Here is a 23083-nt window from a genome sequence, read left to right as displayed (position 1 = left end):
TTTTTCTAAGCTGCCTGTGTGCGGCTTTTGTTTCTCAGGATGTCATCAACCCTTTACTGATAAAACTCACGAAAAATGGGCGACTGTAGCGCGAAGTCTATAAAGGAACCCAATGCAGGTGAGTTCAGCTTACGGCTTGGATAGACCAGCCAAAGCTCATTGCCTTCCACCTGCCACTCCGGCAACACCGGCACTAAATCACCTTCCTGTAATACCTGTTCGGTCAAAAATCGTGGCAGCAGCGTAATCCCCGCATCCCCCAGCGCGCATTCACGGGCATACACCAGGTTATCGGTCATATGGACGGGTGGCAGCAGCCAGCGGTAATACTCCTCATCTTTCTTCAGCAGCCACTCGCTCCACGCGCGGTGAGCAATGCAGCGATGTTCAGCCAGCTGCTGAGGATGGGTTAACGCCTCATGCTGTTCGAGATAGCCGGGTGAAGCCACCAGCAGGCGCTCACAGTAGCCAATACGTCGCCCAATCAGCGAAGAGTCCTGAGGCTGCCCGGTGCGCAACGCCACATCATAGCCATCCTGGACCAGGTCGCGGACTTCATCAGAGACCGAAACTTCCAGAGTGACGTCCGGGTACTTTTGCTGGAAAGCCGCGTTAAAACGCGCCAGTAATGTAGCCCCAATCCCGGCTGGAGAGGTGATGCGCAGCCGTCCGCTGGGGTTATCACGCAGACGTTGTATCGCCATATTGGCCCGCTCGCTCGCCTGCATCATCTCCTGACAGTGCACCAGGTAACGTTCACCGGCAAACGTCAGATTGAGCTGGCGGGTAGTGCGGTTAATCAGACGCAGCCCCACAGAGTGCTCAAGCTGACTGATGCGCTGACTGACGCTGGATTTCGGTAAACCCGCGCGCTTTGCTGCGCCTGTAAAACTGCCGCATTCGGCTACCAGCGCAAACAGAGCCATATCCTGCAGCTGTTTAAACATAATTGTTTACCTGAAACGAACACTTCGTTAGTTATTGTACGGCTTATCAATAGCCTGCTTAGGATCTACACTGAATATCACAACTTAAAGGAGTTACGCTATGACAATCAAAGCGATTGCAATCAATCCAGAAAAACCGCAGCAATTTATTGAAATTCAGTGTGAAAAACCGACACCCGGCGAGTACGACCTGCTGGTTGAAGTCAGGGCCGCCTCGGTTAACCCCGTTGATACCAAAGTGCATAAAGGCGCGCAGAAAAATGGTCTGCAACTGCCCAAAATCCTCGGCTGGGATGCCAGCGGCGTGGTGCTGGAAGTGGGCAGCAAAGTCAGCGGGTTTAAAGCGGGCGATGAAGTTTATTACGCCGGGGATATTACCCGTCCGGGTAGCAACACTACTCATCAGCTGATTGATGCCCGTATCACCGGCCACAAACCGGCTTCGCTCGACTGGGCGGAATCCGCTGCGATCCCGCTGACTGCGCTGACGGCCTGGGAAGGTTTGTTCGATCGGTTACAGCTGGATAAAGCGGAAGAAGGCAAAACGCTGCTGATCGTCGGCGGCGCTGGCGGTGTGGGTTCACTGGCTATCCCGTTTGCCAAACTGCACAGCAAGGTCACGGTGATTGCCACTGCTTCTCGCCCGGACTCAGTACAGTGGTGTAAAGATCGCGGGGCTGATCTGGTGATTAACTATCAGGATATGGCGGGTGAGCTTGAGAAGCATGGCCTGAAGCAGGTGGATTATATTTTCTGCCTGAATGACACCGATGGTCACTGGGAAGCGATGGCTAAACTGATCGCGCCACAGGGCCATATCTGCACCATCGTTGAGAACGAAAAGCCGCTGGAGATGAACGAGCTGAAGCTGAAAAGCGCCGCGCTGCATTTCGAGTTCATGTATACCCGAAGCATGTACACCACGCCAGATATCGCCCGTCAGGGAGAGATTCTGGACGCCACAGCGAAGCTGCTGGATGAGGGGAAAATCACCACCTCGCTGAGCAAAACCCTGCAAGGCCTGAGCGTGGACACCCTGACCGAAGCTCACCGTCTGGTGCTGGAAGGCCATATGCGCGGGAAAGTGGTGATGGTTTACTAAGCCAGGGAAAACCTGGTGCCGGGCTTAAGGTCAAAACCTGATGCGGTGGCTTAAGGTCAAAACCTGGTGCGGTGGCTTAAGGCTAAAACCCGGTGCGGTGGCTTAAGGTCAAAACCTGATGCGGTGGCAAGGCGTCACCATAGAGCACGTTATCTGAGACGCCGTGAATACGTCCATGTAGGCTTGGCAGCCGCATCCATGCGGCCGACACTCAGCTAACGTGCTCTATGGCGCCACCCATAACCTTCGATGATGTTGGTTAGCTGAGGGGATACACAGGTCAAAACCAAAACCAAAACCAAAACCCGAACCAAAACCAAAACCAAAACCAAAACCAAAACCAAAATTAAAACCAGAACCCGAGCCAGAACCCGAGCCAGAACCCGAGCCAGAACTCGAGCCAGAACCCGAGCCAGAACCCGAGCCAGAACCCGAGCCAGAACAAGAACCAGAATATCTGTCAGCGCGGTTTGGATCTTTGCAACAGGCCACACTATTGCTTTGGGGAAGGGAGAGTGGGTTGATAAGCAAAGCGTCTCGCCACACGGACGTGGCGAGCCGAGCTATCATGGATGATGCTTTTTGCGTCTTTGTGTTCAACCCACTCTCCCTGACCTTGCCACCTGAGCTGTCAGACAACATGCCCTTCCCCTCAGACAACATGCCCTCCCCCTCAGACGACATGCCCTTCCCCTCAGACAACATGCCCTTCCCCTCAGACAACATGCCCTCCCCCTCAGACAACATGCCCTTCCCCTCAGACAACATGCCCTTCCCCTCAGGCGACATGAATTTACGCCCCCAGCATCTCCTTCACCAGCTCCACGCAGCGCAGGAAACGCTCGTCGTAGTTATCCTGCTCTACATGCTGAAACTCAATATTGTTCTCTTCCAGCATTGAGATCAGCAGCGTCTGAAACTCTTTGCGATCCACCGAACTGCCCAGACTGCGCAACCCATCTGCCACCCAGGGCACGTTATTCTCAACCAGAATCACCAGGTCAAAACGGTACTCATCAATCAGCGCCTGCACAAACGGATGTTCACGCCCTTCGTACTTCTTGCAGAACGCCTGAGTGGTCACGAAATCCGTATCGATAAAAGCTACCTTATTGGCGTACTTCACCGCGAAATCGATGTACTGCGCCTGGCCTAAAGCGATCTTGTCGTAATCAGAATATTGCAGCGCCATCTCATCCCCACCCAGATGAGAGAAGACATAATCGCGGCCAAATTCCCATGCACTGGTGGTATTGAAGATGTTAGCCAGCTTATTCACCAGCGTTGACTTCCCGCTGGACTCGCCGCCGAGGATCGCCACCGTGCGTACAAAGAAAGGCTTCACTTCGGTAGGAATATATTCCCAGTAACGGAAAGGATCGTGACGGATCTGCGCGCCGCTGATGCTCATGAAAGATCGCTTAGGATCGATCAACACCGCCTCGATCCCCAGGTGCTGCTGATACTGCGGCGCATCGAACTCTTCGCTGGTGTACACACGGTTCGGCACTATGCCGTGGTTTTCCATAAACTCGTTGATTCCGCGGCTCCACACGTCCCAACCGTGTGGATAAGGCTCCATGCCCTCTTCATTAAACGAATGAATGCGGATATTTTTCTGATACTTAAAAGTCTGCAACAGCCAGCGCAACCGATCGCTGACGGTGGGCTGTTGTGACATCGCGCTGGCTTCAAACAGCTGGCGATCGCGCGGCTCGTCGTAGCCCATGATGATATGCAGTTCATCAACCTGGCTACAGGCGCGCTGAATCAGATAAATGTGACCGGTATGCAGGGGATAAAATTTACCGAACACCACGCCAATGGTCTTTTCACGACGGGGGAACTCCAGGCCCAAAAACCGGTGCAGCGCTTCCAGTTTCTGCGCGCTCGGGCTTTTGATCTTGGCGTTAAGCAACTGGCTGAGGTAGCCCTTGGTCATGCCACTGGCATCCGCCACCTGTTGCAGCGTGCAGCCCTGCTGGCGAATAGCTACTTTCAGATACTCGAATGACGACATCAAATGCCTCCTGCATAGCGGGCGGGAATTTCCCCGCCCGGAGATGATATAGCGTTAAACGGTGCCGCTTTAATCCTGTTGCTGCGCTCGCTCTGAAGGTGACAACAAATCAGCGTGAACCCTGGCCCCGAAGCAAACAGGCCAGGGTGCTGATCCTGCTTCAAACAGGCTCAGAGGTCTTCCAGAATGGCCAACGCATCGGCCAGCTTCTTCACGCCATAGACTTTCATATTTTCCGGCGGCTTTTTCGGCACGTTTGCCGCAGGCACGATGGCCCGACGGAAACCATGCTTGGCCGCTTCTGAAATACGTTCCTGACCGCTGGGCACCGGACGAATCTCTCCGGCCAGCCCGACCTCACCAAATACCACCAAATCCTGTGGCAGCGGGCGGTCACGAAGGCTGGAAACCATCGACAGCATCAGCGCCAGATCGGCACTGGTCTCGGTGACCTTAACGCCACCAACCACATTCACAAAGACATCCTGATCGGCCATCTGCAGGCCGCCGTGGCGGTGCAGCACAGCCAGCAGGATAGCCAGACGGTTCTGCTCCAGACCCACAGCAACGCGCCTTGGGTTGCCCATCATGGAATGGTCCACCAGCGCCTGAATCTCCACCAGCAGCGGACGCGTCCCCTCCCACAGCACCATCACGGAACTGCCTGAGGTTATCTCCTCGCCCCGGCTGAGAAAAATTGCTGAAGGGTTGCTGACTTCACGCAGCCCCTGCTCGGTCATGGCAAACACGCCCAGCTCGTTCACGGCACCAAAGCGGTTTTTATGGCTGCGCAACGTGCGGAAGCGGGAATCGGCATCGCCATCCAGCAGCACGGAACAGTCAATACAGTGCTCCAGCACCTTCGGCCCCGCCAGCGAACCATCTTTGGTGACGTGGCCGACCATAACGATAGCCACACCACGGGTTTTAGCAAAGCGTGTCAGGTAAGCGGCGCTTTCACGTACCTGCGCAACGCTGCCCGGCGAAGACTGAACGTCCGCCATGTGCATCACCTGAATGGAGTCGATCACCATCAGCTTCGGCTGTTCCTGCTCGGCTATCTGGCAGATCTGCTCGATACTGGTTTCCGACAGCATAAAGAGATTATCGGTAGGCAAACCTAAACGGTGGGCGCGCATAGCGACCTGCTGAAGCGACTCTTCACCGGTGACGTAAAGGGTTTTGGTATCCTGAGCCAGTTTGCTGAGGGTTTGCAGCAGCAGCGTACTTTTCCCGGCACCAGGGCTTCCGCCGATCAGGATGGCACTGCCGGGCACGACGCCACCGCCGAGCACGCGGTCAAACTCTTTAAAGCCGGTAGAGAAACGCGGCTGGGCTTCCAGGCTAATCTCAGAAAGCTTCTGCACCCGGCTCGGGCCTGAACTGCCCGCATAGCCCATACGCTCGTTGCGCGCAACGGTCGGCGACGCCGACAGACGCACTTCAGTAATCGTATTCCAGGCCTGGCAGGCGCTGCATTGCCCCTGCCAGCGTGGATAATCTGCGCCGCATTCATTACAAACAAAGGCGCGTTTTGCCGCTTTGGCCAAATTTACCCCTTAACGCTCATCAAAGATCAGGCTGCCACTGAGAATACAGAACACGCCCATTAAATCCGCATGACGGATGATCACTTCAGTTTGCTCATTCACTGTAGGCTTGGCGTGATAGGCAATGCCTAACGCGGAAGCCTTGATCATCAGCAAATCGTTAGCGCCGTCGCCAATAGCCACGGTCTGCTCGGGCGCAATATCAAAGCGCTCCGCCAGTTTCAGCAGCGTGTCGGCTTTGTATTTCGCATCGACAATATCGCCCAGCACTTCACCGGTCAGCTTGCCGTCGCGGATTTCCAGCACGTTGGCGGCAATTGCTGAGAGGTCCAGCTTATCGCGCAGGTACTCAGCAAACCAGGTGAAGCCACCTGAGGCTATCGCCACATGCCAGCCCAGAGCCTGTAACTTATGCACCAGCTCAGTCAGGCCCGGCATCAAAGGCAGCTCATCGCGCACCTGAGCGAGAATATTGGCATCCGCACCTTTCAGGGTTGCCACGCGCTGACGCAGGCTGGCGGCAAAGTCCAGCTCGCCACGCATCGCCCGCTCGGTCACTTCTGCAACCTGCTCACCGCAGCCCGCCAGTTTGGCTATTTCATCAATGCACTCCACCTCAATCGCGGTGGAATCCATATCCATCACCAGCAGACCTGGCGTTTTCAGATGGGGGATTTTACCCAGCGGTGCCACATCAAGACCGGCATCATGGGCCAGTTTGGTGGCGCGCGGCGTCAGGGATCCAGCCAGGCGAACGACGTGATACTCTTCAACACGCCAGGCGCTGACGATCACCATCGCGGCCCCAAGCTGACGCTGGAGTTCCGTGAGGCTGGTTTTATTCAGATCGCGCCCGTACAAAAGCCAGCCAGTGCGGCCGGCACGGTAGTCGAGCGGCATGACTTCATCGCCACTGAGAGATAGAGGTAAACCCGGCCACAAAGAGACATCGGAAGGCAGGTCGCACCAGGTCAGACTATTTGGCATTACAGCTCCTGTAGGGACATATTAACCACGCAAGAGGCTACCCTGTCCGCCCCGCTTCTGGCAACATAAAGCATCGATACGAACGGTGGTTCGTGCATAAAGTGTGAAGGGTAAAGATGGCAAAGGCCAAACTTAAATTTCGTCTGCATCGTACGGCAATCGTACTGATCTGTCTCACCTTGCTGGTGGTGCTGATGCAGGGTGCCTCGTGGTTCAGTCTGAGCCACCAGATTGCCCGTTCCGAACAGGTGGATGAACTGGCCCGTACCCTGACGCGTCAGGTGGCGTTCAGCCTGACGCCGCTGATGGAAAACAGCGACGATAACCACCAGAAAATTGTCGACGTTCTGGAGCAGATGACCAAAGAGAGCCGTATCCTGGATGCCTCGGTCTATGATGACGACGGTACCCTGCTGGCTCACAGCGGTGAAACCATCAACGTGCGCGATCGCCTGGCGCTGGATGGACAACGGGCTGGCAGCTACTTCAACCATCAGCTGGTGCAGCCACTGGAAAGTCCTGACGGCCCGCTGGGCTTTCTGCGGGTGACGCTGGATACGCACGTGCTGGTGACCGAATCCAAACAGGTGGATAACACCACTAACGTTCTGCGCCTGATGATGCTGCTGGCGCTGGCTATTGGCATTATTCTCTCCCGCACCCTGCTTCGCGATCGCCGCACACGCTGGCAGCAGTCGCCGTTTCTGCTTACCGCCAGTAATCCGGTAAAAGAGGATCATGAAGAAAGCAGCGAAGAGACGCCTACTCAGACCGATAAAATCTGATCAGGCCATCCGCGCAATTTGCATTAAGAAATGGGTAATGATGAATAGATTCATAAACAGATAATCACGATTTATTTTCATGATAAAAAAGGAAATTTTTGAAATTATTCCTCTGTTTGTAAACAGATACTCAGAGTTGAAAGGGGCTGATGAAGAGGCTTGATGCAAAGGAATCTGGCCGGTGTGCCCGGCCAGTAGAAAGACTTAAGCTTTATCGCCAAGCAGAACGGATTCCAGCGCGATTTCGATCATCTCGCTGAAGGTCGTCTGGCGTTCCGCTGCGGTAGTCTGCTCACCGCTGCGGATATGGTCAGAAACGGTACAGATCGCCAGCGCTTTCGCTCCGAACTCTGCTGCCACGCCGTAGATGCCGGCAGCTTCCATTTCCACACCCAGGATGCCGTACTTTTCCATCACGTCGAACATCTGCGGATCTGGCGTGTAGAACAGATCAGCGGAGAAGATGTTACCAACGCGTGCATCAACACCCAAAGCTTTCGCCGCATCAACCGCGTTACGCACCATCTCGAAATCCGCAATAGCCGCGAAGTCATGGTCTTTAAAACGCATACGGTTCACTTTGGAATCGGTAGAAGCGCCCATACCAATCACAACATCACGCAGTTTAACGTCGGAACGAACTGCCCCGCAGGAACCCACGCGGATGATCTTCTTCACGCCGAAATCGGTGATCAGCTCTTTGGCATAAATGGAGCAGGATGGGATGCCCATACCGTGACCCATAACTGAAATTTTGCGGCCTTTATAGGTGCCGGTGTAGCCCAACATGCCGCGCACGTTGTTCACTTCTACCGCGTCCTGCAGGAAGGTTTCTGCGATATGTTTTGCCCGCAGCGGATCGCCCGGCATCAACACCACGTCAGCGAAGTCACCCATTTCTGCATTAATATGAGGGGTAGCCATTTTTCATCCTTTTCAAAGTCTTGCCGGCGTCAGTGCGCCGGCCGGTTACGTTTGGCCAATTACAGCATGCTTTTGCCGTATTCCATATCGGAAAGGCCAAAATAAGTTGCCACAGTCTGGCCGATATCAGCGAAGGTGTCACGGTAGCCCAGCGAGCCCGGCTTGACGCCAGGTCCGTAGATCAGTACCGGGATATGCTCGCGGGTATGCTCGGTGCCTTCCCAGGTAGGATCGCACCCGTGGTCAGCGGTGAGGATCAGGATATCCCCCTCCTGCACCAGCGCCATCAGCTCAGGCAGGCGGCGGTCGAACAGCTCCAGTCCACCGGCATAGCCCGGCACATCACGGCGATGTCCCCAGGTGGAGTCAAAGTCCACAAAGTTAGTAAAGACAATGCTGTTATCCGGCGCGATTTTCATCTCTTCAATGGTCGCATCAAACAGGGCATCCAGGCCGGTCGCTTTGACTTTTTTGGTGATGCCGACGTGCGCATAGATATCGGCAATTTTCCCAACGGAAATCACCTGACCATTCTGCTCATCCACCAGCTTTTTCAGGATGGTTGGCGCAGGTGGCTCTACGGCCAGATCGTGACGGTTGCCGGTGCGCTCAAAGTGGCCAGGCTTGTCACCCACAAACGGACGCGCAATGACGCGGCCAATGTTATAGCCACCTTCGGTCAGCGCTTCACGGGCGATTTCACACAGCTTATAGAGGCGATCCAGTCCGAAAGTCTCTTCGTGACAGGCAATCTGGAACACGGAGTCCGCAGAGGTATAGAAAATCGGCTTGCCGGTTTTCATATGCTCTTCGCCCAGCTGATCCAGGATCACCGTGCCGGAAGAGTGACAATTCCCCAGGTAACCCGGTAAATCAGCCTTCTCCACCAGCAGATCCAACAGCTCCTGTGGGAAGCTGTTCTCTTTGTCGCTAAAATAGCCCCAGTCAAACAGCACCGGCACGCCGGCGATTTCCCAGTGACCTGAAGGGGTATCTTTGCCGGAAGAGAGTTCGCTGGCATAGGCGTAAGCGCCAATGATTTCAGCGTTCTCATCCAGACCCGGCGGGAACTTGCCGGTCGACTCTTCTGCCGCTTTGCCTAAACCCAGTGCGGTCAGGTTCGGCAGATGCAGTGGCCCTTTGCGCCCTTTGTCAGCTTCACCTTTGAAGCACGCCTCAGCGATATGGCCGAGGGTATCCGAGCCTTCGTCGCCAAACTTACCGGCGTCTTTGCTGGAGCCGATCCCAAAGGAATCAAGCACCATGATAAATGCACGTTTCATCCTGGTCTCCTGCGTCTTTAACGCGATGAGCTTAAATTTTATCGATCAGAATAGTATGACGCTTATGCTGTGATTCTGCGACAGATAACTGGCGTCGGGTGCGGTGCAGTTTCGCTTAATGTGATCGCGCGTTTAACTGCCTTAGCCGCTTCCTGCCAGTCAGACTCGGTGGCCGCATGGATCACTGCCAGAGGACGCTGGTTATCGGCCTGGTCACCCAGCTGCGCCATCTCGCTGAAGCCCACGCTGTAATCCAGCGTATCACTGGCCTGACGACGGCCGCCTCCCATTCCCACTACCGCCATTCCCAGCGCACGGGTATCCATGGCGCTGACGATGCCAGGCTTGTCGGCATAAAGCGCCTTGCTGAGCATCGGGGCTGGCAGATACTTGTCCATCTTCTCTATAAAATCTGCCGGGCCTTTCTGAGCGGCTACCATGCGCGCGAAAACTTCTGCCGCTTTGCCGTTATCCAGCACCGCCTGCAGTTTTCTGGTCGCCTCTGCGGTATCAGCCGCCAGCCCGCCAGAAACCAGCATTTCCGCACTCAGCGCCAGCGTCACTTCCAGCAGGCGAGGATTGCGGTATTCACCGGTAAGGAAGCGTACCGCCTCACGCACTTCCAGCGCATTCCCCGCGCTGGAGGCCAGCACCTGATTCATGTCAGTCAACAGCGCCGTGGTTTTGCAACCCGCGCCGTTAGCCACGCCCACAATCGACTGAGCCAGCAGTTCAGACTGCTCAACGGTCGGCATAAAGGCTCCCGACCCTACTTTGACATCCATCACCAGCGCATCCAGCCCTTCGGCCAGTTTTTTCGCCAGAATTGAGGCGGTGATCAGCGGGATGGAATCAACGGTAGCGGTGATGTCGCGGGTGGCATAAAAGCGTTTATCCGCTGGCGCAAGAGAGTTGGTCTGGCCAATAATTGCCACGCCCACCTCTTTGATAATGCGCCTGAAAGTCTCATCATCCGGGAAGATATCAAAGCCAGGAATCGCTTCGAGTTTATCCAGCGTGCCGCCGGTGTGCCCGAGGCCACGGCCTGAGATCATCGGCACATAGCCGCCGCAGGCTGCCACCATCGGGCCGAGCATCAGCGACGTCACGTCGCCCACGCCGCCGGTAGAGTGCTTGTCCACCACCGGCCCGTTAAGGCCCAGCGACTGCCAGTTCAGCACCGACCCGGAATCTCGCATGGCCATGGTCAGCGCCACGCGTTCCTGCAGAGTCATATCGTGAAAATAGATAGTCATCGCCAGTGCGGCGATTTGTCCTTCAGAGACGGTGTTATCACGGACGCCGTTGATGAAGTAACGGATCTCTTCTTCGCTCAGCGCCTGGCCGTCTCGTTTTTTACGGATAATTTCTTGTGGCAGGAACACGTTGCCCCCTGGCATTAATAGAGAAACTTAATAGGCTGAATCGCTTTTCGCGCCCGTATGCCCTGCCGCAGTCAGCAGGCTGGCTAGCAGGCTGGAGGCGCCAAACCGGAAGTGACGGGCATCAGCCCAGTCACTGCCCAGAATGTCGTCGGCCAGCTTCAGGTAGATTGCCGCATCTTCCGCCGTGCGCACGCCACCGGCAGGTTTGAAGCCCACCTGGTGCTTAACGCCTTTGTCGGCGATAACGCGCATCATGATTTCGGCCACTTCTGGCGTGGCGTTGACCGGCACTTTACCTGTCGACGTTTTGATAAAATCGGCACCGGCGGCGATGGCGATTTCAGAAGCTTTGCGGATCAGCTCAGGCGTTTTCAACTCGCCGGTTTCGATGATCACTTTCAGCAGCACGTCGGCGTCTGTGCAGGCTTCTTTACAGGCGCTGACGATCTCATAGCCAATCTCTTCATTACCGGCGATCAGCGCACGGTAAGGGAACACCACATCAACCTCATCGGCGCCGTAAGCGATCGCAGCGTGGGTTTCGGCCAGCGCAATCTCCAGATCGTCATTGCCGTGCGGGAAGTTGGTGACGGTAGCGATGCGGATATCCGGCGTGCCCTGTTCGCGCAGCGTTTTACGGGCGATGGGGATAAAGCGTGGGTAAATGCAGATGGCCGCAGTGTTACCGGCAGGGGATTTAGCCTGATGACACAACGCGATCACTTTTTCATCGGTGTCATCATCATTCAGGGTGGTCAAATCCATCAGTTTCAATGCGCGTACAGCGGCGATTGCGTCGGTCATGTTGTTCTCCAGACAATGTTTAAGGCGGACTGCCAGAGCGCACATCAGCAAAGCGCCAGCAACCACCTGAGCCCCGGCAAGGGCTGTGATGTTAAAATAGTAACGGAAAAGCGCAGCTCTTTTCCGTGATGAAATTCACGAACAGGGGAATGCTGTTGCAGGCATTGTACCTTCCATGTGACTAATATCACAAAACAACCCCATTCAGCGCCAGAGTGCGGGTCAGGAATACGATTACTAACCGGCAGCGGCGCGCAATGTTATAATAATAACATTTTTCGGGCAGTATAACCGCTACAGATGACAATATCGCCGTTCAGGCGGTGAAGCTTTGGATTAAGGGGGACTTTAAGAGTTTAGCCAGTCAGAGCTGAAAAAGGGCGCGGGTGTTCTCACGAAGGGTTTCGGCGATCTCCTGCGGCGATTCGGCGCGCAGTTCACACAGGCTTTGCCAGACATTTTTTACCCGCTCCGGGCGGTTCGCCTGACCCTGGAAGCCCTGCAGGGGCATATCCGGCGCATCTGTTTCCAGCAGCAGCGAAGAGAGGGGCAGGCGCGCAATGGTATTACGGGTTTTGCTGGCCCGCTCATAGGTAATCGTGCCCCCCACGCCAATGGCATAGCCCAGGCGGACAAACGCCAGCGCCTGCTGTTCGCTCCCGGCAAAACCATGCACCACGCCGCGACGGGGAACGTCGAGACGTTTCAGATGCTGCGCCAGCTTATCGTGGGTCCGGCGTGAATGAAGGATCACCGGCAGATCGTATTTTTTCGCCAGCCGCAGTTGTGCATCGAGCACCCTCTCCTGCTTCTCAAACTGGGGATTTTCTATATAGAGATCCAGGCCGATCTCGCCGATCGCCACCAGCTTTGCTGAACGTTGCCGGAGATAACCTTCAAGCCGATCGAGATGCGCATCCTGATGCTGGTCAATGGCCATCGGGTGGGTGCCCAGCGCGGCATACAGCGGTGCCCAGCGTTCTGCCAGCGCCATCACCCCGGCATAACGATCCGCCGCAACGCCCACCACGATGATCTTCTCCACCCCGGCCTCTGCCGCCAGACGAAGGCTGGCTTCCTCATTCCCGCAGAAGGGATCAAAATCAAAATGACAGTGCGTATCGACGAATGTCGGATTCATGCCAGCGATCCTTTATCGTAATCAGCATCATTTCCCGCCAGAGGATCCAGGATCGCGCCCTGACGAATCGGTTCATTAGCCACAGGAGCGGGTGGGATCACCGGCTGCTGGCTGACCAGTGACTCATTTTCCTGCAGCCACTGACCGAGTGTAGCCAGGAAATAGCGCCCACAGCGGCGGCCCAGATGATAATCCTGATTCAGTGACGCCACACGGCTGCCCAACGCCATGCTGGCAAGCACATGCGGCGGAAAGATTTCAATAATGTTCAGCTTGCCCGGCGGGTTCTCAATAAAGTCCTGAGTGGCACGGTAGCTCTCCTCATGCAGATGCATAATATTCATCAGCGGCTGCAAGGCGCTGTCCGTGAGCCAGCGTTCGATGCGCTTCAGCCACTGCGGCGTATAGGTCATCTGCGAAGGCACCGTACGGATAACCACGATGGTTTCAGCCCCACGCCGTGCCGCTTCACGCACCGGAATGGCATCGCTGATGCCGCCATCCAGATAGCTGATACCATCCATATCCACACCGGGGCGGTACAAACCGGGAATGGCGCTGGAAGCTTTAATGATGTTCAGCCAGTTAGCCGCCGTGGGCGCAAAGTAGCCCGGTGAATAATCATCACTCCGACAGGCGCACATATAGAACTCGCGGCCTGAGGAGAACATCTTCTCGCCCGCTTCCATCGCCAGCGGAAACTCCTGAGCGGTAACGTCCACCAGCCAGTCGAGATCGATCAGGTGCCCGCCACGAACAAAACGCAGAGGATCAAAAAACAGTTTACTGGTGGTGTAACGGGTGATGACCCTGCGCGCGTAACCAGGCTGGCCACAGATATAGGCAGAGAGATTTTGCGCTCCCGCAGAGGTACCCAGCATCAGATCAAACGGGTTGTAATTAGCCCGCTGGAATTCATCCAGCACGCCTGCGGTGAAGATACCGCGCTGCCCACCACCTTCGCAGACCAGAGCGAGTTTGCCTGGACGAAATGGGGTCAGCCCCAGCGGCTCAATGTTGCCGAGGGTCAGGGGGATGCGTTTGCCCAAAGACAGTATCCTCAGAGGAGTAAATTGCGAAGGATACACGGGAAGGGAGGAAACTGTTTGGCGGTTGTTGCGTTCTTTTGTATCAAAAATGCCGGAGGCCAGTCATTGACTGGCCTCCGTTGAATCATTTGTCAGACGGTCTATAACTTCTTACGGCCAGTGAACAGGCTGATCAGGAAGATAATGATACCGACAACAAAGACGATTTTAGCTGCCCATGCGGCTGTACCAGCCAGACCACCAAAACCTAACGCTGCTGCGATGAGCGCGATAACCAGAAAAATAATGCCCCAACGAAACATAAGCTTCTCCTTACCCTATATTAGAAATCGAACTGCCTGATTTATTCAATCCGCCTTCAGGCGAGACTGGGTTATTTTCTTCAAACATTTTCGATGTGGGTCGCCTCATCATGAGGCGAACCACCTCTGTTTATGACTTCACAGTCAGATCGTTCTTAACGCTCTTCACACCATCAATAGCTTTGGCAATACCTTCAGCGCGTTCGGACTGCGCCTGGCTTTTCACCGTACCGGACAGCTGGACCACACCGTTAGTGGTTTCCACTTTCACGTTACGTGAAGGAACGATGTCGTCTGCTAACAGTTTAGCTTTAATTTCGCTGGTCGTTGCCGCATCACCGGCATAACCGCTTACGCTGGATTTTGTGCTGTCTTTAACGTGCAGTTTATCGCTGACAGATTTCACGCCTTCAACTTTCTTCGCTGCCGCTACAGCCAGTTCTGCCTGGTCCTGAGACGGAACGAAACCACTCAGCGTCACGACGCCTGAATGTGTCTCAACAGAGATATCCGTACTTTTGATTGCGTCGTTGTCTACCAGTTCGGCTTTCACCTTGGCAGTCACGCCGCTGTCATCCATGTACCCGCCGACTTTTTTCATAGAACTATCGATTTTAGAACCGGCGCTGTCAGTTGAGGACTGCACTTTAGAGGTCGCTGTGTCTTCTGCCATTGCAGTACCGCTAATCAGTGCAGAACCTACCAGTACAGCCATCAGAGTCTTAGTCATCTTAGTCGTATTCATCGATGTGTTCCTTCTTCATGTAATTGCACTCACAACTGTGAGCTTTCAGTCACAAACGGCGTGACTGTAGTAAGTGAGACGTTGCAGCTACCGCGCCGCCTGTTTTCGTCCTGTAGAAATAAATATAGACGGTAATCAGGATTTCACCGCCGCTTGTGGTTGATATGATGGATAAATGCGCAAAAAGCAGTTTTTTTAAGAGCAGTCTGTAACTTTCAGCCGGGAAACGGGCAAAACAGGGCCAAAAAAAAGCGATGCACAATGCATCGCTTAAAGAGTGTAGACGACATTTCGTCCGTTATTAGTGTTCGCGCGTTTTCCGGAACACCACTTCAGGATATCGCTCCTGGGTAATGTTGAGGTTAACCATAGTAGGAGCAATGTAGGTGAGGTTATCACCGCCATCCAACGCCAGGTTCACTTCATTTTTACGCTGGAACTCATCGAACTTCTTCGCGTCGCTGCATTCCACCCAGCGTGCGGTAGAGACGTTGATGGATTCGTAGATAGCTTCAACGTTGTATTCGCTTTTCAGGCGCGCCACAACCACGTCAAACTGCAGTACACCTACGGCGCCTACAATCAGATCGTTGTTATGTACCGGACGGAACACCTGCACGGCGCCCTCCTCCGAAAGCTGTACCAGCCCTTTCAGCAGCTGTTTCTGTTTCAGCGGGTCACGCAGGCGGATTCGACGGAACAGTTCCGGCGCGAAGTTCGGAATACCGGTGAACTTCATGTTCTCACCCTGAGTAAAGGTGTCGCCGATCTGGATGGTGCCGTGGTTGTGCAGGCCAATGATGTCGCCCGGATAAGCTTCTTCAACGTGCGAACGGTCGCCAGCCATAAAGGTCAGCGCATCGGCAATCACCACATCCTTGCCCAGGCGAACCTGGCGCAGCTTCATGCCTTTTTCGTATTTGCCGGACACCACACGCATGAAAGCCACGCGGTCACGGTGTTTAGGATCCATATTGGCCTGGATCTTAAAGACAAAGCCGGTGAACTTGTCATCAGCGGCCGTCACGGTGCGCAGGTCAGTTTTACGTGGCATTGGAGAAGGTGCCCACTCAACCAGACCATCCAGCATATGGTCCACACCAAAGTTACCCAGTGCAGTACCAAAGAATACCGGCGTCAGCTCACCGGCCAGGAAAGCTTCTTTGTCGAACTCATGGGAAGCACCCTGCACCAGCTCAAGCTCTTCACGCAGCTGGCCAGCCAGTTCTTCACCGATCGCTTTATCCAGATCCGGGTTATCCAGACCTTTCACCACGCGCACTTCCTGAATGGTGTGCCCTTTACCGGTCTGGTAAAGGTAAGTTTCATTTTTATAAAGGTGGTAAACACCTTTAAACAGCTTGCCGCAGCCGATCGGCCAGGTGATGGGCGCACAGGCGATCTTCAGCTCGCTTTCCACTTCATCCATGACTTCCATTGGATCGCGGATATCACGGTCCAGCTTGTTCATAAAGGTCAGGATCGGCGTGTCACGCAGGCGGGTGACTTCCATCAGCTTACGGGTACGATCTTCAACGCCTTTCGCGGCATCAATGACCATCAGGCAGCAGTCCACCGCCGTCAGGGTACGATAAGTATCTTCGGAGAAGTCTTCGTGCCCCGGCGTATCCAGCAGGTTCACCAGGCTTTCGCGATACGGGAACTGCATCACCGAGGTGGTGATGGAGATACCACGCTGCTTTTCCATCTCCATCCAGTCAGATTTAGCATGCTGGTTGGAACCACGGCCTTTTACCGTACCGGCGGTCTGGATAGCCTGTCCGAACAGCAACACTTTCTCAGTGATGGTGGTTTTACCCGCATCGGGGTGGGAGATAATGGCAAAAGTGCGGCGGCGAGCCACCTCTTGCATAAAGGGTGCATTAGACATGAAAAAACTCTGTTGGGTGCTGTACCACCGCTGCGCAGACGGCGCGAGGGCAGCACAGGCGATTAATCATCAATGGCCGGCATTTTCACCGATCCGGCGGTTAGAAACAATGCAGAACGCCGCGTAATCCCCATAAATGCGTACAGCATTCAAAGCCAGAAGCCGTTATTGCTGTTTTTTCAGGCGGATTGCGGTGGGGATTCTGGTTCTACACTGGCGTGGCCTCTTGATGAAAAATTGTGGGGATACAATACAATGCCCGGGCAAAAACTTCACGTTCAGGTTGGACGAGTCAGAGCTTCACGCTGCTGTTCGAACGCTTCGCGGCACTGGCAACCGCTGATGTGATCGTTGATCAGACCCAGCGCCTGCATCAGGGAATAAGTGGTAACTGGCCCTACCCATGTCCAGCCTCGCTTCTTTAGCGCTTTAGACATTTTCGTCGCTTCAGGCGAGGTTTTGGCATTCTGCCAGTACGCCAGATCAACGGTTGAGGGGCGATCGGCAGCCGTGGGTTCAAACTGCCAGAACCAGGCCGCCAGAGAACCCGCCTCTTCAACCAGTGCAATCGCCCTTTTGGCGTTATTTATAGCAGAGAGGATTTTTGCCCGGTTACGGACAATGCTTTGGTCCTCCATCAGCCTGGCAACATCCTCATCGGTGAATTCTGCAACCTTGTGGAAATCAAAATCGCAAAAAGCCCGGCGGAAGTTTTCGCGTTTATTATAAATAAGCTGCCACGACATACCTGAATGAAACCCTTCCAGACAGACTTTTTCGAACAATCGACGATCGTCCACCACCGGCTTGCCCCACTCATTATCGTGATAGTCCGGCATCGAGGGCTGCCAGTAACAGCAGACGCGGCCATCATCGGTGAGGGTAAGTCCTGCTTCTTTCAGGTCGGCCAGGTAGTGCTCATCCATTCTGTTTTCCCGTTTATTGCTGATTAGAGTGCTCTTTAAAGACAAACGCCGGAGATATCCCGGTGCTATACCTGACATCCGATGTAACAACCGCGTTTGGTTTTTTGCTGACACAGCAGCTATTTTTAGACCATCAACGGCGAGACGTCTGTGGGGTTAACTCCAGGATGCGCCATTTTTTTATCAGAAAGGGGAATTTCGGTTATGAGCACAACGGATTATCAGCCAGCCAAAGTCTGGACAGAAAATAAAGAAGCGGGCGGAACCTGGGGAAGCATCAACCGCCCCACAGCTGGCGCACGTACCGAAGCCAGCCTGCCAGTCGGCAAGCATCCGCTTCAGCTGTATTCGATGGGCACGCCAAACGGCCAGAAGGTCACCATCCTGCTGGAAGAGTTACTGGCGTTGAACGTCAATGATGCCGAATACGATGCACACCTGATCCGCATTGGTGAGGGCGATCAGTTCTCCTCCGGATTTGTGGAGGTCAATCCTAACTCCAAAATCCCTGCGCTGCTGGACCACTCGACCACGCCGCCTACTCGTGTATTTGAGTCCGGTGCCATCCTGCTCTATCTGGCCGAGAAATTTGGGCATTTCCTGCCAAAAGATGCGGCAGCGCGTACCGAGACGCTGAACTGGCTGTTCTGGCTGCAGGGCTCTGCGCCTTATTTAGGCGGAGGTTTCGGCCACTTCTACAGCTATGCGCCGGAAAAAATCGAATACGCTATCGATCGCTTCACCATGGAAGCCAAGCGTCAGCTTGACCTGCTGGATCGCCAGCTGGCTGAGAACCGCTACATCGCCGGGGAAAACTATACCATTGCTGATATTGCTATCTGGCCTTGGTACGGCGCGCTGGTCAGAGGCCAGGTTTATAATGCCGCTGAATTCCTTGATGCCGGATCTTACAAAAACCTGGTGCGCTGGGCAGATGAAATAGCACAGCGTCCGGCAGTGCAACGAGGCCGTATCGTTAACCGTACATTCGGCGAGCCGTCCGAGCAGCTTCACGAACGCCATGATGCTTCTGATTTTGATCTTCGTACTGAAGACAAGCTGGGTAATTAATAGCAAGTCAGCATAAAAGTCGTTATTAAGGGCATCTGAAAGATGCCCTTAATGTAGATTTGTTACCGGGCGCTGGCCCGGATAATTCTGAAGCACCACACCGGGCGTGTCGGATTAACCATACTATCAATAATAATAATCACTATAATGATGTGTTTTTTTACTTTATAAAAATAACAAACAGAATATATTGCATATTCCTGCGCTGATTAAATTCAGATATGCTTTACCCGATGAGAATTGTCACAGGTAAGTGACTCAGGTTAAACAAGGAATATTGCCATGTCCGTCGCCGCAAGACTTCAGAAACTCCGCGAACAGAGTTCACTTTCTCAGCCAGCTATGGCTGCCAGTATAGGTATAAACGTCAACACCTGGATTAATTATGTGACAGGGAAGATATTCCCGTCAGGTAAAGCTTTACATGCCCTTGCTTTAAAACATCACGTAAGTATTGATTATTTGTTATTTGGATTTAAAGAATCATTACCGGAAGGTGAATTAATGTCGCTTTTCAGACGCGTACATGAGTTAGATAAGGAAGAACAAAAAATCGTGGTGGAAGTACTGGAAAGTATTATTTTCAGATACCAAATGAAGAAAGGTAAAGCGCCAGAAAATAGTCTGATTGCTGACAATAGTGAAACCCATGAGATTATCAATATAGAGGAAAATGGCGTTGGCGATGGCGATGGCGATAACAAAGAACTAAGCCTTGCAAACCGTAAAATTAATGTGCATGAAGAGAATGCCAGAGTTTTAGCCCATGCCTTTGATAACGATCTAATCATAAACGCCAGAAAAGTCTTATCAATAAATATCGGGACTATTGAAAAAGAATAAATTAGTTATCGCAAGATTTGATTCACAGGACACCAAATCATTGCCGCCCTGAGGTCTGTCGAAGCCGGACGAACGGTATAAGATGTCTTTCGCGAGACCACTTTATCCTAATCCAGCGATTACAACTGGCAGGCTAAGTATGGTGGGATAGAAGCTGCTGGTATTAAATGGCAACGCCGTGAGCCCTCAATCAGAGTGGCTCCATCAATTTTATGCACGACACGCTGGTCTGCAGCCTCATCCTGACTTAATGTGCCAACCAAACTCCATAATAAATTACTACAGCTCCGAATGAGACAATACATTTTGCGAACAGAAGCAGTGCGGGTGACAACTTATTAGCTAATGGTGAAATTTTTCATGGTTTTTTGCATTATATACTCTGTAAGAAGTGAGTGATCCCGAAGGGGTCTTTTTTCCAGCTGCGGCGCCCAAAAGCGTCATAACCGTACGTAGTGACCTGTTTAACGCCACGCCTTTCAGTTACCGCCGATTCAAGCTGATGCTCAGCGTTCCAGACAAACCTTTGGCGAGTATGGCGTCCGGTGCGTTTTTCAGAAATGTTGCCGTGCGCGTCAAATTCCCAGCGCCTGTCTTCAAATACCCGCACGCGGTCATCCTTAACCGCAGCAGATTTTTCCTGACTCAGTAAATTATTTGCCGGGTTAAATGCAAACCGTTCTTCTCTGGCCTGAGTGAACCTGCTGAGGGCGTCATAGTGATAGGGGTGTTCTCCGCTGTTGAGAAGCACGCCGCAGGTGAACATTTCGGGTAAGTGGCTAGCTAAGGCGGGGTTTGAGGTGGGAACTGGCGTGAGCCTGCAGGTGCTGGACGGCTGCCTGGTGCTGCTCCCCGACATCCGCAAAGAGACGTGGCTACGGCAGCAACAGAAGCACCTTGGTCAACAGAAGATGGTGATAGAGAAAGCTCGTTGGAAGGCGCTGACGTTGATGGTTCAGGCCAGCGGCTAATGTAGAAACTGGAAGGATCGTTGAGAACGTTTTCAATAATTTACTATTTAAATGTAAAAATCCGAAGGAATGTTTAAAAATTTTCACTGCTTTACTGCGATGCAAAAGATCCCAATTTACTGCTATAAAGAAAATATCGTTGGCGAACGCAGCATAATCACGTGAGGCGCAGGAAGCTTTTGATAAAAAGTAATTACCTCCCCCCTTCACACGATTGTAGTCTTTTTGTACGGTATATCGCGAGATTACCTCATCACCGGATGAATGCGTTTTGATGGTTAGTACATCAGCAACGATTCCCTGCTCTGATGTTTTACCTACAAGACGTCGATGGAGGACTTTTTCTCCCATCAAAGAGAGTTTTTTGAACAACCAGTCAGAAGCGTTCATTTCACACTGGCATCGCTCATATGCAGCCCAGACTTCCAGATAGGGTGAAGAATCCGAAGTGAAATAACGCCCAATATTGGTTAAGCCTGTATCAGGGAAGGCGACCGGCTCCACTCCGGCGGGCTTAACCTTTTCTGGCAAAATCACCCAATAATGCAGCATTTCCTGTTGAGCTGAAGTATAAAGACACTACCAAAAATGTTGCTGTATCTCTTCATTAGTAAACCTGGAAACCAAGGGGAAATCGTAGTAATGCTCAGAACTCATCATTCAATCCCCATTTAGTTATCTATGCCAGCCAAATGCCATAAAATATTAGTACACTACCACATGTTACAACGAATTTTGCCAGAATAAGAAGAGTTGGAGCAAACTTGTTGGTAATGACAGATAATCTATCAAAATTTTCTACATTGTGATTCTCATGGAACGCCATTATATTCCTAAAAATAGCACACAGCATTACAACAAGAAATTTCATTCCTAATACAGATATTAAAGATGCTCCGAAAGCTGTAGTTAAATGCTTTGCAACAGTCAAAGAAATCCCTGGCCATAAATGCATAATCCCTTTCAAGGTAAAACCAAATAGTATTGTAACAATAAAAACACCAATAAATTTAAGTAGGAAAACCAACCAATCCCTTTTGTTAAAAAAATCTTTCCCATCCCATAAATAACATGTACAAAAAAGCAAAAAAAACACAAACCCAATATAACTCATAATAAACTCTGTTAAATCAACTTATTAATCGCCAACTAAAATAGTAATACATCCAGATAAGATGGCCCCATCCCCCCTCTTTGATTACAGTTTTTGATTTAGCTGAACCTTGTTCACCTTCAAAAACCCAATCAAAAAGACCATCGCATACGAACTTCATTCCTACGTCACCTTTCAATCCCAGTACTGTAGCCAGATCTCCTGAAACGCTAAGATTAAGAGAATCATCATTCTTATCCCAGTAACCTGCAATGCCTGCAGATGCCCCTACAGCACCAACACTGCCACCAATTTTAGCATCTGCAATATTCACACCATATATATCAATGTTACCAACTACTTCCCCTTATATCGCTGCAGTTTCCGCTCCAGCTTCTGCATTGAATCCGTAACGCCCATCATTCCCTTTATAGATCTCACTGACGGCCTTAGCTTCAGCTGTACCAATCGTGACATCCCCAGCAATACCACCATATAGCGTACCCGGCTTACCTATGGCGGCAGTACCGCCATACTGTAATGCTGCTGCACGCTGTCCATCAGCACCAGGGTGTGTTTGTCCGCTTCGTGGCGGAAGAAGTAGTAAATCCCCTCCAGCTCCATCAGGCGGCTGATAAAGTTAAAGCTGCTTTCCTGATACTGCACGCAGTATTCCCACCCCCGGTAGTTGCCGGTGAGCTTGTCTTCCACCGTCACGTTGTATTCGGAAAACAGCGTTTTGATAATCTGCACCATGGTCTGGCTCTGGAAAATGCGCAGATTTTTGTCACGCTTCATCGGCCAGAGGTCGGGTTCCATCACCAGGCTGTAAACCGCATAGCGCGTGCCGCCCAGTTTCAAGAAGAGCAACCCTTCCACCGGCAGTTGGATGTAATGCGATCAAACATGAGGATCTCCCTGAATGACCTCGTATTATTCTTGTGCTGACCTACCAGTTCGATATAGCACCACAGTGCAGAATATTTAAAGATACAGGACTGGTATAAAGCGCGCATTTCCTCTACTTCGCTATATATTTCACCAGTACAGGTATGCATCACCCCCAAATCAGGGTTAATATCATTTTCAAACTCTTCAAACTCTTCAAACTCTTCAAACTTTCCAACTCATTCGCCACGAAAGATACAGTATCATCATGTTGATGAAAACGCGCCGTTGATTTTTCAAAAGCATCTTCGGCAAATGAGCAAACAGACTCAGAATAGAAATAAATACTTATGACACCGTAATTAATTTCGTCAAT

At 52.5% G+C, this 23083-nt stretch carries 23 protein-coding genes and 1 pseudogene; 5 read left to right on the top strand and 19 right to left on the bottom strand.

Translation table 11 applies throughout. The annotated features are described in order from the left end of the window. Positions 1 to 53 precede the first annotated feature (53 nt). On the bottom strand, positions 54 to 950 hold the full coding sequence (locus VRC33_RS03495) for a LysR family transcriptional regulator (protein WP_338564017.1): 897 nt from the start codon (positions 948 to 950) through the stop codon (positions 54 to 56). Between the two features lie 97 nt (positions 951 to 1047). On the opposite strand from VRC33_RS03495, the gene VRC33_RS03490 reads away from it, so the two are divergent. Next, positions 1048 to 2049, top strand: coding sequence for a zinc-binding alcohol dehydrogenase family protein (locus VRC33_RS03490; protein ID WP_338560879.1), 1002 nt, complete (start codon positions 1048 to 1050; stop codon positions 2047 to 2049). Between the two features lie 225 nt (positions 2050 to 2274). Here VRC33_RS03490 and VRC33_RS03485 read toward each other — a convergent pair whose 3' ends face one another. The 4 genes from VRC33_RS03485 to serB all read right to left on the bottom strand — a co-directional run bounded on the left by VRC33_RS03485 (position 2275) and on the right by serB (position 6606). Next, entirely contained in the window at positions 2275 to 2691 is a 417-nt protein-coding gene (locus tag VRC33_RS03485; protein ID WP_338564683.1) for a hypothetical protein, read from the bottom strand. A 151-nt stretch (positions 2692 to 2842) separates the two neighbouring features. Beyond that, on the bottom strand, positions 2843 to 4069 hold the full coding sequence (gene nadR, locus VRC33_RS03480; RefSeq protein WP_338560877.1) for a multifunctional transcriptional regulator/nicotinamide-nucleotide adenylyltransferase/ribosylnicotinamide kinase NadR: 1227 nt from the start codon (positions 4067 to 4069) through the stop codon (positions 2843 to 2845). A 170-nt stretch (positions 4070 to 4239) separates the two neighbouring features. Further along, the gene (radA, locus tag VRC33_RS03475) at positions 4240 to 5619 is read right to left on the bottom strand and encodes a DNA repair protein RadA (protein ID WP_338560875.1); all 1380 of its coding nucleotides are present in this window, start codon (positions 5617 to 5619) and stop codon (positions 4240 to 4242) included. 9 nt (positions 5620 to 5628) lie between these two features. Next, the gene (serB, locus tag VRC33_RS03470) at positions 5629 to 6606 is read right to left on the bottom strand and encodes a phosphoserine phosphatase (protein WP_338560873.1); all 978 of its coding nucleotides are present in this window, start codon (positions 6604 to 6606) and stop codon (positions 5629 to 5631) included. Positions 6607 to 6722: 116 nt separating this feature from the next. Here serB and VRC33_RS03465 point away from each other — a divergent pair, with 116 nt between their 5' ends. After that, positions 6723 to 7391, top strand: a complete 669-nt coding sequence (locus VRC33_RS03465) for a YtjB family periplasmic protein (RefSeq protein ID WP_338560871.1) — start codon at positions 6723 to 6725, stop codon at positions 7389 to 7391. 204 nt (positions 7392 to 7595) lie between these two features. Here VRC33_RS03465 and deoD read toward each other — a convergent pair whose 3' ends face one another. The 10 genes from deoD to VRC33_RS03415 all read right to left on the bottom strand — a co-directional run bounded on the left by deoD (position 7596) and on the right by VRC33_RS03415 (position 17841). Next, a complete protein-coding gene (deoD, locus tag VRC33_RS03460; protein ID WP_338560869.1) occupies positions 7596 to 8315 on the bottom strand; it encodes a purine-nucleoside phosphorylase in 720 nt (239 codons plus the stop codon). Between the two features lie 59 nt (positions 8316 to 8374). Next, positions 8375 to 9598: a phosphopentomutase gene (deoB, locus tag VRC33_RS03455; protein ID WP_338560867.1), complete on the bottom strand. Its 1224-nt coding sequence runs from the start codon at positions 9596 to 9598 to the stop codon at positions 8375 to 8377. Between the two features lie 62 nt (positions 9599 to 9660). Beyond that, positions 9661 to 10983 (bottom strand): thymidine phosphorylase, encoded by a 1323-nt coding sequence (deoA, locus tag VRC33_RS03450; protein WP_338560865.1) that lies wholly within the window; start codon positions 10981 to 10983, stop codon positions 9661 to 9663. Positions 10984 to 11010: 27 nt separating this feature from the next. Further along, complete coding sequence (deoC, locus tag VRC33_RS03445) at positions 11011 to 11787, bottom strand: deoxyribose-phosphate aldolase (protein WP_338560864.1); 777 nt, start codon at positions 11785 to 11787, stop codon at positions 11011 to 11013. Between the two features lie 364 nt (positions 11788 to 12151). Further along, positions 12152 to 12928 (bottom strand): TatD family hydrolase, encoded by a 777-nt coding sequence (locus VRC33_RS03440; RefSeq protein WP_338560863.1) that lies wholly within the window; start codon positions 12926 to 12928, stop codon positions 12152 to 12154. Next, entirely contained in the window at positions 12925 to 13977 is a 1053-nt protein-coding gene (locus tag VRC33_RS03435) for a patatin family protein (RefSeq protein WP_338560861.1), read from the bottom strand. The genes VRC33_RS03440 and VRC33_RS03435 overlap by 4 nt, the downstream gene beginning before the upstream one ends. A gap of 140 nt (positions 13978 to 14117) precedes the next feature. Beyond that, positions 14118 to 14279: a DUF1328 domain-containing protein gene (locus VRC33_RS03430; RefSeq protein WP_071995405.1), complete on the bottom strand. Its 162-nt coding sequence runs from the start codon at positions 14277 to 14279 to the stop codon at positions 14118 to 14120. Between the two features lie 130 nt (positions 14280 to 14409). Further along, positions 14410 to 15024: a molecular chaperone OsmY gene (gene osmY, locus VRC33_RS03425; RefSeq protein ID WP_338560857.1), complete on the bottom strand. Its 615-nt coding sequence runs from the start codon at positions 15022 to 15024 to the stop codon at positions 14410 to 14412. A gap of 301 nt (positions 15025 to 15325) precedes the next feature. Continuing rightward, complete coding sequence (gene prfC / locus VRC33_RS03420; protein ID WP_338560855.1) at positions 15326 to 16915, bottom strand: peptide chain release factor 3; 1590 nt, start codon at positions 16913 to 16915, stop codon at positions 15326 to 15328. 278 nt (positions 16916 to 17193) lie between these two features. After that, entirely contained in the window at positions 17194 to 17841 is a 648-nt protein-coding gene (locus VRC33_RS03415; RefSeq protein ID WP_338560853.1) for a DNA-3-methyladenine glycosylase I, read from the bottom strand. A 204-nt stretch (positions 17842 to 18045) separates the two neighbouring features. Between VRC33_RS03415 and yghU the strand changes: the two genes are divergently transcribed. The 3 genes from yghU (at position 18046) to VRC33_RS03400 (ending at position 20726) form a co-directional block, all read left to right on the top strand. Further along, positions 18046 to 18912, top strand: a complete 867-nt coding sequence (gene yghU / locus VRC33_RS03410) for a glutathione-dependent disulfide-bond oxidoreductase (protein WP_338560851.1) — start codon at positions 18046 to 18048, stop codon at positions 18910 to 18912. Positions 18913 to 19194: 282 nt separating this feature from the next. Then, positions 19195 to 19755, top strand: coding sequence for a helix-turn-helix transcriptional regulator (locus VRC33_RS03405; protein WP_338560848.1), 561 nt, complete (start codon positions 19195 to 19197; stop codon positions 19753 to 19755). A 758-nt stretch (positions 19756 to 20513) separates the two neighbouring features. Then, positions 20514 to 20726: a SymE family type I addiction module toxin gene (locus VRC33_RS03400; RefSeq protein WP_338560846.1), complete on the top strand. Its 213-nt coding sequence runs from the start codon at positions 20514 to 20516 to the stop codon at positions 20724 to 20726. Here the strand turns inward: VRC33_RS03400 and VRC33_RS03395 are convergent. The 4 genes and pseudogenes from VRC33_RS03395 to VRC33_RS03380 form a co-directional block, all read right to left on the bottom strand. After that, complete coding sequence (locus VRC33_RS03395) at positions 20631 to 21278, bottom strand: hypothetical protein (protein WP_338564415.1); 648 nt, start codon at positions 21276 to 21278, stop codon at positions 20631 to 20633. The genes VRC33_RS03400 and VRC33_RS03395 overlap by 96 nt on opposite strands. A 127-nt stretch (positions 21279 to 21405) precedes the next feature. Further along, positions 21406 to 21840 (bottom strand): hypothetical protein, encoded by a 435-nt coding sequence (locus tag VRC33_RS03390; RefSeq protein ID WP_338560844.1) that lies wholly within the window; start codon positions 21838 to 21840, stop codon positions 21406 to 21408. A gap of 16 nt (positions 21841 to 21856) precedes the next feature. Continuing rightward, the gene (locus VRC33_RS03385; protein WP_338560842.1) at positions 21857 to 22153 is read right to left on the bottom strand and encodes a hypothetical protein; all 297 of its coding nucleotides are present in this window, start codon (positions 22151 to 22153) and stop codon (positions 21857 to 21859) included. A 206-nt stretch (positions 22154 to 22359) separates the two neighbouring features. Then, a pseudogene (locus tag VRC33_RS03380) lies at positions 22360 to 22674 on the bottom strand (contractile injection system protein, VgrG/Pvc8 family); the annotation flags it as partial. Positions 22675 to 23083: the final 409 nt, after the last annotated feature.

This window comes from Erwinia sp. E_sp_B01_1 (assembly GCF_036865545.1).
Classification (GTDB): domain Bacteria; phylum Pseudomonadota; class Gammaproteobacteria; order Enterobacterales; family Enterobacteriaceae; genus Erwinia.
Note: the sequence above shows the minus strand (reverse complement) of the source record. Positions and strands in the feature narration are given on the sequence as shown.

Bases quoted from the DNA above. Each gene is read 5' to 3' on its own strand.
- VRC33_RS03490 (WP_338560879.1), top strand. From the start codon at position 1,048: ATGACAATCAAAGCGATTGCAATCAATCCAGAAAAACCGCAGCAATTT.
- VRC33_RS03485 (WP_338564683.1), bottom strand. From the start codon at position 2,691: ATGTTGTCTGACAGCTCAGGTGGCAAGGTCAGGGAGAGTGGGTTGAAC.
- nadR (WP_338560877.1), bottom strand. From the start codon at position 4,069: ATGTCGTCATTCGAGTATCTGAAAGTAGCTATTCGCCAGCAGGGCTGC.
- serB (WP_338560873.1), bottom strand. From the start codon at position 6,606: ATGCCAAATAGTCTGACCTGGTGCGACCTGCCTTCCGATGTCTCTTTG.
- VRC33_RS03465 (WP_338560871.1), top strand. From the start codon at position 6,723: ATGGCAAAGGCCAAACTTAAATTTCGTCTGCATCGTACGGCAATCGTA.
- deoD (WP_338560869.1), bottom strand. From the start codon at position 8,315: ATGGCTACCCCTCATATTAATGCAGAAATGGGTGACTTCGCTGACGTG.
- deoB (WP_338560867.1), bottom strand. From the start codon at position 9,598: ATGAAACGTGCATTTATCATGGTGCTTGATTCCTTTGGGATCGGCTCC.
- deoC (WP_338560864.1), bottom strand. From the start codon at position 11,787: ATGACCGACGCAATCGCCGCTGTACGCGCATTGAAACTGATGGATTTG.
- VRC33_RS03440 (WP_338560863.1), bottom strand. From the start codon at position 12,928: ATGAATCCGACATTCGTCGATACGCACTGTCATTTTGATTTTGATCCC.
- VRC33_RS03430 (WP_071995405.1), bottom strand. From the start codon at position 14,279: ATGTTTCGTTGGGGCATTATTTTTCTGGTTATCGCGCTCATCGCAGCA.
- osmY (WP_338560857.1), bottom strand. From the start codon at position 15,024: ATGAATACGACTAAGATGACTAAGACTCTGATGGCTGTACTGGTAGGT.
- prfC (WP_338560855.1), bottom strand. From the start codon at position 16,915: ATGTCTAATGCACCCTTTATGCAAGAGGTGGCTCGCCGCCGCACTTTT.
- VRC33_RS03415 (WP_338560853.1), bottom strand. From the start codon at position 17,841: ATGGATGAGCACTACCTGGCCGACCTGAAAGAAGCAGGACTTACCCTC.
- yghU (WP_338560851.1), top strand. From the start codon at position 18,046: ATGAGCACAACGGATTATCAGCCAGCCAAAGTCTGGACAGAAAATAAA.
- VRC33_RS03405 (WP_338560848.1), top strand. From the start codon at position 19,195: ATGTCCGTCGCCGCAAGACTTCAGAAACTCCGCGAACAGAGTTCACTT.
- VRC33_RS03395 (WP_338564415.1), bottom strand. From the start codon at position 21,278: ATGCTGCATTATTGGGTGATTTTGCCAGAAAAGGTTAAGCCCGCCGGA.
- VRC33_RS03390 (WP_338560844.1), bottom strand. From the start codon at position 21,840: ATGAGTTATATTGGGTTTGTGTTTTTTTTGCTTTTTTGTACATGTTAT.